This window comes from Devosia sp. (assembly GCF_028290625.1).
Taxonomy (GTDB): domain Bacteria; phylum Pseudomonadota; class Alphaproteobacteria; order Rhizobiales; family Devosiaceae; genus Devosia.
Genome location: NZ_JAQGJM010000014.1, coordinates 147,429 through 156,853, shown reverse-complemented (window position 1 = coordinate 156,853; position 9,425 = coordinate 147,429). Strand labels below are relative to the sequence as shown.

General features: G+C 60.7%; 12 protein-coding genes. 6 read left to right on the top strand and 6 right to left on the bottom strand.

Annotated features, from left to right (window positions below; genetic code table 11):
- Nucleotides 1-843: lyase family protein (locus JWR51_RS08375; protein WP_299746213.1), on the bottom strand; the 843-nt coding region annotated here is incomplete at its 3' end.
- Nucleotides 844-873: 30 nt separating this feature from the next.
- Nucleotides 874-1,554, bottom strand: coding sequence for a ribulose-phosphate 3-epimerase (gene rpe / locus JWR51_RS08370; protein ID WP_299746211.1), 681 nt, complete (start codon nucleotides 1,552-1,554; stop codon nucleotides 874-876).
- Nucleotides 1,555-1,760: 206 nt separating this feature from the next.
- On the opposite strand from rpe, the gene JWR51_RS08365 reads away from it, so the two are divergent.
- Complete coding sequence (locus JWR51_RS08365) at nucleotides 1,761-2,495, top strand: cytochrome c biogenesis protein CcdA (protein WP_299746186.1); 735 nt, start codon at nucleotides 1,761-1,763, stop codon at nucleotides 2,493-2,495.
- A gap of 215 nt (nucleotides 2,496-2,710) precedes the next feature.
- Here the strand turns inward: JWR51_RS08365 and radC are convergent, their stop codons facing one another.
- Both radC and map read right to left on the bottom strand, forming a co-directional pair.
- A complete protein-coding gene (gene radC / locus JWR51_RS08360; RefSeq protein ID WP_299746184.1) occupies nucleotides 2,711-3,466 on the bottom strand; it encodes a DNA repair protein RadC in 756 nt (251 codons plus the stop codon).
- Nucleotides 3,466-4,302 carry a type I methionyl aminopeptidase gene (gene map / locus JWR51_RS08355; protein WP_299746182.1) on the bottom strand — a complete coding sequence of 279 codons (837 nt, stop codon included), beginning with the start codon at nucleotides 4,300-4,302 and terminating at the stop codon, nucleotides 3,466-3,468. The genes radC and map overlap by 1 nt, the downstream gene beginning before the upstream one ends.
- Nucleotides 4,303-4,468: 166 nt before the next feature.
- On the opposite strand from map, the gene JWR51_RS08350 reads away from it, so the two are divergent.
- Both JWR51_RS08350 and gpt read left to right on the top strand, forming a co-directional pair.
- Complete coding sequence (locus JWR51_RS08350) at nucleotides 4,469-5,236, top strand: molybdopterin-binding protein (RefSeq protein ID WP_299746180.1); 768 nt, start codon at nucleotides 4,469-4,471, stop codon at nucleotides 5,234-5,236.
- 73 nt (nucleotides 5,237-5,309) lie between these two features.
- On the top strand, nucleotides 5,310-5,807 hold the full coding sequence (gene gpt / locus JWR51_RS08345; protein WP_299746178.1) for a xanthine phosphoribosyltransferase: 498 nt from the start codon (nucleotides 5,310-5,312) through the stop codon (nucleotides 5,805-5,807).
- Nucleotides 5,808-6,015: 208 nt separating this feature from the next.
- Here the strand turns inward: gpt and JWR51_RS08340 are convergent, their stop codons facing one another.
- A complete protein-coding gene (locus JWR51_RS08340) occupies nucleotides 6,016-6,483 on the bottom strand; it encodes a hypothetical protein (RefSeq protein ID WP_299746176.1) in 468 nt (155 codons plus the stop codon).
- Between the two features lies 1 nt (nucleotide 6,484).
- On the opposite strand from JWR51_RS08340, the gene JWR51_RS08335 reads away from it, so the two are divergent.
- The 3 genes from JWR51_RS08335 (at nucleotide 6,485) to JWR51_RS08325 (ending at nucleotide 8,305) form a co-directional block, all read left to right on the top strand.
- Entirely contained in the window at nucleotides 6,485-7,126 is a 642-nt protein-coding gene (locus JWR51_RS08335; RefSeq protein ID WP_299746174.1) for a DUF2306 domain-containing protein, read from the top strand.
- 184 nt (nucleotides 7,127-7,310) lie between these two features.
- On the top strand, nucleotides 7,311-7,751 hold the full coding sequence (locus tag JWR51_RS08330; protein WP_299746172.1) for a hypothetical protein: 441 nt from the start codon (nucleotides 7,311-7,313) through the stop codon (nucleotides 7,749-7,751).
- Nucleotides 7,752-7,930: 179 nt separating this feature from the next.
- A complete protein-coding gene (locus JWR51_RS08325; RefSeq protein ID WP_299746170.1) occupies nucleotides 7,931-8,305 on the top strand; it encodes a hypothetical protein in 375 nt (124 codons plus the stop codon).
- A 130-nt stretch (nucleotides 8,306-8,435) separates the two neighbouring features.
- On the opposite strand, the gene JWR51_RS08320 is transcribed toward JWR51_RS08325, so the two are convergent.
- Nucleotides 8,436-9,053, bottom strand: coding sequence for a hypothetical protein (locus JWR51_RS08320; protein ID WP_299746168.1), 618 nt, complete (start codon nucleotides 9,051-9,053; stop codon nucleotides 8,436-8,438).
- Nucleotides 9,054-9,425: the final 372 nt, after the last annotated feature.

Below are 9,425 nucleotides of genomic sequence, written 5' to 3'. Positions count from 1 at the left end.
CGGATTGCGCTTGTGCGGCATGGCCGACGAACCCTTCTGGCCAGGCGAGAAGAATTCCTCCACTTCCAGCACTTCGGTGCGCTGTAGGTGGCGGACTTCGGTGGCGAGGCGCTCGACCGAGGAGGCGATGACGCCGAGGGTGGCGAAGAACATGGCGTGGCGATCGCGCGGGATAACCTGGGTCGAGACCGGCTCTACCGCGAGGCCCAGCTTTTCAGCGACGTATTCCTCAACCGACGGATCGATGTTGGCAAAGCTGCCGATGGCGCCGGAAATGGCGGCGGTGGCGATTTCGGCGCGGGCATTGACCAGCCGGGTGCGGGCGCGAGCGAACTCGGCATAGGCCTCGGCCAGCTTGACGCCGAAGGTCGTCGGCTCGGCGTGGATGCCGTGGCTGCGGCCGATGGTGATGGTGTTCTTGTGCTCGAAGGCGCGGCGCTTGAGCGCGGCGAGCAGGGCATCGATATCGGCCAACATCAGGTCGGCGGCGCGGGCGAGCTGGACCGACAACGTGGTATCGAGCACGTCGGACGAGGTCATGCCCTGGTGCACGAAGCGGGCTTCGGGGCCGACGATTTCGGACAAGTGCGTGAGGAAGGCGATGACGTCGTGTTTGGTGGTGCGCTCGATCTCGTCGATGCGCGCGACATCGAAGTGATAATCGCCGAACTCGGCCTTGCGGGCGTTCATCACGTCCCAGATTTTCTGGGCGGACTCGGTAGGGACAACGCCCAGCTCGGCCAGCTTGGTGGTGGCGTGGGCCTCGATCTCGAACCAGATGGCGAAGCGGGTTTCAGCCGACCAGATGGCCACCATTTCGGGGCGGGAATAGCGCGGAATCATGGGCTTAGGCCTTGTGGTTCAGAATTTGAGTCAGGCGGTGACAGTCGAGGCGGCAGTGCGGATAGCGACGATGCGGGTGGCATAGGTGGAGACGTCGTTGCCGCCCAGAATGGCGGTGCCAGCGACGAAGATATTGATGCCAGCGGCGGCGAGGGCGCCGGCATTGTCGGCGCTGACGCCGCCATCAACTTCGAGATCGATGGGGCGGCTGCCGATCAGCGCATTGGCCTGGCGGATTTTTTCCATGGCGTGGGGAATGAAGGTCTGGCCACCAAAGCCGGGATTGATGCTCATGACGAGCAGCAGATCGATATCGTCGAGGATGTGCTCGACCGCCGAAAGCGGCGTGGCCGGATTGATGGCGACGCCAGCGCGCTTGCCCTCGGCCTTGATGGCCTGGAGGGAGCGCTGCAAATGCGGACCGGCCTCGGCATGGACGGTGATGCTATCGGCGCCGGCCTTGGCGAAGGCGGCGATATAGGGATCAACCGGGGCGATCATCAGGTGGACGTCGAAGACCTTGGTGGTCAGCTTGCGGATCGACTGCATGACCATGGGGCCGAAGCTGATATTGGGGACGAAATGGCCGTCCATGATATCGACGTGGAAATAATCGGCGCCGGCAGCGTCGAGCGCCCGCACTTCCTCGCCCAGGCGGGAGAAATCGGCAGACAGGATCGAGGGGGCGATGCGGATCGGTCTTGTGGTCATCGGGCCCTCACTGGCGGGAAATGGGCACCGGGCGGACCGGGCCTTCGCTGCCCCTGCCATAACGCCAAGTGTGTGCATTCGCAACTGGAAGGCGGCTAACCGGCTTGAGCGGCGAAGGCTTCACAAACCGGCGATGCGACGGGAGCGCGCATTGCTTTGTGGGTGGCAGGGGATACATAGGGCGGGCAATTGCGGGGAGCGTCGCGTTGGAGTTTTCGCTGATTACCGTGTTCGGGGCCGGGGTGTTGAGTTTTCTCAGCCCCTGCGTGCTGCCGCTGGTGCCGCCATATCTGACCTATATGAGCGGGGCGAGCTTCGACCAATTGCGTACCGAAGGCGCGAGCGCCGGCGCGTTGCAGCGCAAGGTGATGGTCACTTCGCTGTTCTTCATTTTGGGTTTCGGCGTGGTGTTCGTGACGCTAGGCGCGACGGCGACGGCGTTCGGGCAGGCGTTCCGGCAGTTGCTGCCAATCCTGACGCCGATTGCCGGGCTGATGATCATCGCGATGGGTCTGCATTTTCTCGGCGTGTTCCGGATTGCGCTGCTGGACCGGCAGATTCGGCATAATGGGCCGGGCGTGGCTAGCGGGCCACTGGGCGGGTTCCTGCTGGGGCTCGCTTTCGCCATCGGCTGGACGCCGTGCATCGGGCCGGTGCTGGCGGCGGTTTTGTCGGTGGCAGCGAGCAAGAACACCGCGCTGGAAGGCGCGTCGCTGCTGGGGGTCTATTCGCTGGGGCTGGGCGTGCCGTTCTTTCTGGCCGGCATCGCCATCGGACCATTCCTGACGTTCTTCAACACCTTCAAGCGGCATTTGCGGACCGTCGAGCGCGTGATGGGCGCGCTGCTGGTGGTGGCCGGACTGTTGTTCCTCACGGGCAATTTCAGCCGGATGTCGTACTGGTTTCAGGAGACGTTTCCGGTGCTCCAGAGTTTTGGGTAGGAGTGCTGGCAACAGCGAGCTGCCAGTTTTCCCCCGTCGCTTTCCATACCACCGGTCTTCCCGCGGGCTTGACCCGCGGGCCATTGGCCGCTTGTGCCGTGCTGATAGTGGCCCGCGGGTCAAGCCCGCGGGAAGGTCGGTGGGTGGGGTTGGATCAAGCTAAAGCTGAAGCCAGAACCAAAACGGTGGCAGGGGCAAGCTGCCGGCCGAACGTCCTAAAGCAGCTTTAGCCCCCGCAATGACGCATGCCCAGATTTGCCGATGATGATGTGATCGTGCAGCGTGATGCCAAGGGGCTTGGCGATGTCCGTAATTTCGCGGGTCATGCGCACGTCGGCCGAGGACGGGGCAGGGTCACCGGAGGGGTGATTGTGCACCAGGATCAAGGCCGTGGCGGAATGTTCTAACGCCCGCTTGATGACTTCGCGGGGGTAAACCGGGGTATGGTCGACGGTGCCGGTCTGTTGCACCTCGTCGGCAATCAGGCGGTTCTTCTTGTCGAGGAAGAGAATGCGGAACTGCTCGATGCTCTCGTAGGCCATCTGGGCGCGGCAGTAGTCGATCAGTTCGGACCAGGACGACAGCAGCGGCTTTTCCAGTTTGATGCGGTCGCGGCCGAAACGGACGGCGACAGACTGGATCACCTTGATGTGCGCCACCGACGTATCGCCCAGGCCATCGATCTTGGCCAGGCGCTCGGGGGCGGCGGAGAAGACGCCGGAGAACGAGCCGAATTCCTTGAGCAGGGCCTTGGCGAGCTTCTTGGTATCACGGCGCGGCACGACCAGCTGAAGCGCCAGCTCCAGCAGTTCATAATCCTCGAAAGCGTCGCCGCCCAGCTTGAGGAAGCGCTCGCGCACGCGCTGCCGGTGGCCGGCATTGTCGACCTCCGGCTTGGGGGATACATCGGAAATGGGATTGAAGGGGCTCTCGCCCAGGCTGCCCGGCGGCGTCTCCGGACCGGGCGCCATCAGGCGGCTTTCGCCGGCTGCATCGGGTTGAAAATGCCCCCCGGCGACAGGGTGAAAACCTCGTGGCCGGTTTCGGTGATGCCGATGGAATGCTCGCACTGGGCCGAGAGCGTGCGGTCGCGGGTCACGGCGGTCCAGCCGTCGGAGAGGATTTTGACGTGCGGCCGGCCCAGATTGATCATCGGCTCGATGGTGAAGATCATGCCGGGGCGGAGCGGCACGCCGGTGCCGGGGGTGCCGAAATGCATGATATTGGGCTCGTCGTGGAACAGCTTGCCCACGCCATGGCCAACGAAATCGCGGACCACGCTGGTGCGTTCGCCCTCCGCATAGGTCTGGATGGCGGCGCCGATATCGCCGGTGGTGTTGCCGGGAACGGCGGCGGCAAGGCCGGCCGCGAGGCTTTCATAGGTGACTTCGATCAGCCGCTCGGCCTTGCGGGTGATTTCGCCGACCGGATACATGCGGCTGCTGTCGCCATGCCAGCCATCGACCACCAGGGTCAGGTCGATATTGACGATGTCGCCTTCGCGCAGCGGGCGATCGTCTGGAATGCCGTGGCAGACGACGTGGTTGATCGACGTGCAGAGCGAGTGGCGGTAGCCCTTGTAGAACACCGTCGCCGGGACGGCGCCGTGATCGCGGGCGAATTCATAGGCAATCTTGTCGATGGTGGCGGTGGGCACGCCGGGCTCGACGAAGGGGGTCAGCACGTCGAGCGCCAATGCGGTCAGTGCGCCAGCCTTGCGCATGCCGGCAAAGCCTTCCTCGCCATGCAGCGGGATGACGCCGGCGGTGCGGCGGGCTTTGGCGGGGGCTTCGACATAGGTGATCATGGCAGACTCCGGAGCGGCAAAGCCAAAGGTAATCGCTGCGCGCGGCGATTGAAAGAGCCTGGGCAGGCACATGTCCTTGAATGCAGGCTCTAAAATCGGCGTGCCTTGCTTGACGGCGCGGGTTGGCGCGGGCATCCATTGGGCACCTCCTCAAAACGGCAACATCATGACCTCCTCCCCATCGGTTACCGCGGGCCTGCTCGTTATCGGCGATGAAATCCTGTCCGGGCGCACCAAGGACGTGAACATCGGTGCGACGGCCGATTTCTGCACCGATCTGGGGATCGAGCTCAAGGAAGTGCGGGTGGTGTCGGACGAGACCGACGACATCATCGCGGCGGTCAACGCGCTGCGCGAGCGCTATACCTATGTGTTCACCACCGGCGGCATCGGGCCGACGCATGACGACATCACCGCCGACGCCATCGCCAAGGCGTTCGGCGTGGCGCTGCCGATCAATGCGCAGGCGCGGGCCATGCTGGAGGCGCGCTGGAAAGAGACCGGCACCGAGGTCAACGAGGCGCGGCTGCGCATGGCGCGCATTCCCGAGGGCGCGGACCTGATCGTCAATTCGGTGAGCGCGGCGCCGGGTTTCCGGATCGGCAATGTGCATGTGATGGCCGGGGTGCCGGTGATCATGCGTGCCATGCTGGAGGCGCTGGCGCCGACATTGCAGGGCGGCAAGAAAGTATTGTCGATCACCGTCAAGGCGGCGGTGGGCGAGGGCACGGTCGGCGGGCCGCTGGGCGAATTGCAGAACCAGTATCCGGACGTGAAGATGGGCAGCTATCCGCAGATGGGCAAAGGCCGCCTGATGACCGAGCTGGTGCTGCGCTCGTCCGATGCGGTGCGGCTGGAGGAAGCGGCCGGGAAAGTGCGCGCCATGGTGGCGGCAGCGCATGAAAAGGCGGGGATTGCACCGCCCGAAGAGTAAGCATTTGGCGGCGGGCGTTGAGTTTGCTATGAGCCGTTCTTCGCCGGTGGGGGCGACTGCAGGAGACACGAGCGTGAACAATCCGAACCAGAAGTCGTTTCCGGTCAGCTGGGACCAGTTCCACCGCGATAGCCGGGCCTTGGCATGGCGGCTGACGGGGATGGGCTCGTTCGATGCCGTGGTGGCGATTGCCCGCGGCGGGCTGGTGCCGGCAGCCATCGTGGCGCGCGAACTCAATATCCGCACCGTCGAAACCGTGGCGGTCAAAAGCTACGACCATCAGAGCCAAAGCGGCATTCAGGTGCTCAAGCCGATCAGCCAGCCGATCCTCGACCTCGCCAAAAAGGGCGGCAAGATCCTGATCGTGGACGATCTCGTCGACACCGGCTCGACGGCCCGTGCCGTGCGCGAAATGCTGCCGGGCGCCCATTTTGCCACGGTCTATGCCAAGCCGATGGGGCGCGAGCTGGTGGATACATTCATCACCGAAGTCAGCCAGGACACCTGGATTTTCTTCCCGTGGGATTTGGACGTGGCGTACGCGGCCCCGATCGGTGGCGGCACCGACTAGGGTTCGGAAACTAATCCCACGCCGAAAGCGTGAACGCTTCCGTTCACGCTCTCTGTCGCCCACGGGGACGGCTAGATTCCTGGGATTCGTTAGTGCGCTGCTCGCCACGTCTAGAACGGGCGGGCAGCGGGCCGTCGGCTTTGCGAGCACAGTTTGCCAAGCGGCTCCCATTTCACCACGCAGGCCCACGTGGTGTACGTTCCAGATGCTATTCTGTTGTGCAGGCGACTTCCCCCTGCCGCTTATAATCGGCTTGGAAAGTGGGAATGCTGCCCTCACGGCCGCTTAAGTCCATATCGTCGGACCCCAGGGCCAGATACAGATAGGGCGTCTCATTTTCGGTCGTGACAAGACCAAGTTCCAGTTTCTTCTTGGCCTTTCCCCACCTGCCATGGCCAATTAGCTCTTCATCGGCCGTATCGGTGGTTAAAAATCGAAAGAGAACTTTACCGCACGAATTATCGTCGGCAACAGAAACGCCGCATAGATCTTGGCCACACGGGGAAAAATCGATTGTCTTATAGAGAATGCCTTTGGATGAATAAGCGGGCTTTTTATCGCTGACAGTCCAGCGGCCATAATATTGGTCGGTTGTTGCTGCATGTGCCAAGTTTCCGCTCAAGCAGAGGGCTAAGCCGACGGTAAGGGCTCTAATAATGTGGATGCGATGAGCCATCATGAACTCCGATTTGGATAAAGTTAGCCCGCGGATTGTGGCCGTTTGGCGATGGCTAATGCTAGCGCCTCTCGGTGTTTTTGTCATGTATGTTGCGGTACGCGGAATTTTTGAGAGTTTCGACAATGAGGGCTTTCCCGAAGCACTGGCGGTAAAACTAGAGCTCCTGCCGATTATTTTTCCCGTTCACATGGTGACAGGCGGGTTGGCGCTATTGCTGGTGCCGGTGGTTTTGTATTTGCGCGGCACGAGATGGCACCGTTTATTGGGGCGCATCGCGGCGATAGACATTCTTATCGCTGGTATCACCGCTATCCCAGTTGCCGTGATAATGCCGGTGACGAGCATTTCGGCGGCGGGGTTTGTGGCCCAGGGCATCACATGGATAGTGCTGCTGGGCCTAGGCATTTGGAATATCAGGTGTGGGCGTGTTGCTTCTCACCGCGCCTGTATGTTGATGTTGGCGGCGGTTACATCGGGGGCGCTGTTCTTTCGGGTTTATCTTGGCTTGTGGAAAGTGTTTGGCGCGTCAAAATATTTTGAGGCGTTTTATGCGCTTGATGCTTGGATAGCTTGGGGCTTGCCGCTTATCGGGATGGCAATTTGGCTGCATCTTTGTGCACCTCGCCGCCTATCCGCATGACTATCGAGGAGAAGGGCGCTCCTCCGCAAATGTCCTTGATGGGGTGGATTGCGGACTGTCCGGTTCTGGCATCCTGCCTGGGCCGACGCAGGGCTAGGGACCATCGGCACCATAAATCATCTCACGGCGAGGTTTCTTCGTCACGCTCCTTGCACTGATGCAGCGCCCGGACCATCGTGCTCGCATGAGCGAACTCATTTTCAGATACAGGCATGATCCCAGCTTCTTCGACAAGGACGCTGCTCCCGACGACTTTGGATATCTGACGATGTCGGTAACGACAGAGCGGTTCTCTGGCTGCGGCTCCTTCTGGGTTCAATGGCAAGACGTAGTCGAGTTCGGGCAGAGCCTTGCGACATTTCCCATACAGCTCGAGGCCCCCTTGGGCGGCAAATGGGGCGTCATGGATCAGGAGGGTGACAACCTCGCATTGGCAGTGCAGATAAAGCCCGCTAATTCGACTGGCGATCTACTTGTGACAGTAGAAATTGGCGAACTCCAACATAACGGCGACCGCGCCCGAATATCGTTCCTGACGAACTATCCGGACATTGAGAGATTTGCTCGGTCCCTTGCCCGTTTGATGGACGGTAAGATCGAGCAAGCAGTGTTGACCGGACAGTAACTTCCAATGTCCGCTTTTGGTTAGCAACCTCATTCGTTGTTCCGGCCGATATGGGGTCGAAAACAACTTTGCGCAGGTCCGATACGAAGCAGCGCCCCGGGTTTACAGTGGAAGTAACATTCATCCGCCGTTCAACCGAACCAATCTAGGCGGGAAGCTTCACCCGGATTGGAATGCCCATGTCTTCGATTCTTCTACTGCGCCTAACCTCCGTGACGTGGGGTCTGCTTTCCCTCTTGCTGGCCTTCATGCTCTTCACCGGTCTCTCGATGCTCGGTTTTCCAGATGGCTACATATCGCCATATGACACCGCAACCAGACAACTTCAGGAGGTCTTGGCTTGGCTCGTTGTAGCCCAAGGCGCGTACTTCCTGTTGATCGGGGTGGTTGCCAAGTGCCTGCGCCCGGCTGGTCTGTTACTACAAATTCTCGTCACCGGGACGCTTGTTTTCGTGCCGATAAATGTCGTGGAGTCCTGTCCCCGATGGGATAGTTGCACCAGCGCCTATCAGGCAATAACAGGCAATTTTATGGATGACGGGACTGGGGGTTAGCACTCGCTTGAAGGGTAGTGGATCTGCTAGCCCCGCTGATCTCGAAAAACTCGCTATCGCAGGTGCGCTTTCAGTCTTCCCCTGCCGACCTCTCAAATGGCCGAAATGGGGTCGGTAGCGGACGAGCGCATTATGACAAAATCGGCTGTACCCACTCAGTTCGGTACCTTTTCTCGAACTCTGTGAGCACCATTTCCAGTGTTGCCTCGAAAGCGCCTCGATCGAACATCGTCGATTTAGGCTCATGGATATAGCGCCAATCGGTAAACGCATCTTTGTGCTGATACAGCACGTGACGAATGCTGTAGTCGCTGTAAAAGCCGCTGGGATAGTACGGGGCTACGGATCTCTTAAACTCGGCGTCGAGCTTCTCCTGACTTTCGGGCTTAAGCTTGTCAAACAGCTTAGCGAGGTCGTGTGATTTGGCGACTTTCGGATCATCGAAGTCAAAAACGAACCAGGCTTTGAGTGCCAACTCCATCGAAAGCGCCAGAAGCATCGGTTCAACGCCCATATCTCTCATGTCGCGCCAGGCTTCACGCTCCGCCAACTCTCGGTCGGGAAAGCTCTGAGTCTTTCGCAATACCGCCCTTGCTGTGTCTCCAATCCTAATGGCTGTCGTTAAACGAGCACTCATTCCTGGCCCCTGAATTGATGTGGACTGACTCTGGAAGCCAAGGGAAGCCATGGCAAGAACGCAATCGGCAAGACCGTGGCCGGAGCGCCCCAAGCTTATGATGTCGCCCACTGAGACGATAGTTCGCTATCAGTTGGACCCAGAAAGTCGATGGATGACCAACGTGGGGTCGGAAACGGACCTATTGCGAGCGGCTCGATTGAATGCAGGGGGCGTGGTCAGGTCATGGCTGGAGCGGGTGGAGGCATTCGGCTCTCTTTGCTGAGAACTTATCCCCGCACCTTGCTCCCCGATTATCATACCCCCATTCCCGCCGCTCACGTGGCACCGACGAAGTGCTGGGCGGGGAGCTGGCTGCATGGGGTCGCCCAGGCACGAGCGTGATGCTGACAACCGGCCGGACGTAATCGTCCAACCCGAAAGGGCGGCCGCTCGATGTGCGCGCGGGAAACCCAGATCGTGTGAAGCGGCTTTCGCCTCTTC

Bases quoted from the DNA above. Each gene is read 5' to 3' on its own strand.
- rpe (WP_299746211.1), bottom strand. From the start codon at position 1,554: ATGACCACAAGACCGATCCGCATCGCCCCCTCGATCCTGTCTGCCGAT.
- radC (WP_299746184.1), bottom strand. From the start codon at position 3,466: ATGGCGCCCGGTCCGGAGACGCCGCCGGGCAGCCTGGGCGAGAGCCCC.
- map (WP_299746182.1), bottom strand. From the start codon at position 4,302: ATGATCACCTATGTCGAAGCCCCCGCCAAAGCCCGCCGCACCGCCGGC.
- JWR51_RS08350 (WP_299746180.1), top strand. From the start codon at position 4,469: ATGACCTCCTCCCCATCGGTTACCGCGGGCCTGCTCGTTATCGGCGAT.
- JWR51_RS08340 (WP_299746176.1), bottom strand. From the start codon at position 6,483: ATGGCTCATCGCATCCACATTATTAGAGCCCTTACCGTCGGCTTAGCC.
- JWR51_RS08335 (WP_299746174.1), top strand. From the start codon at position 6,485: ATGAACTCCGATTTGGATAAAGTTAGCCCGCGGATTGTGGCCGTTTGG.
- JWR51_RS08330 (WP_299746172.1), top strand. From the start codon at position 7,311: ATGAGCGAACTCATTTTCAGATACAGGCATGATCCCAGCTTCTTCGAC.
- JWR51_RS08325 (WP_299746170.1), top strand. From the start codon at position 7,931: ATGTCTTCGATTCTTCTACTGCGCCTAACCTCCGTGACGTGGGGTCTG.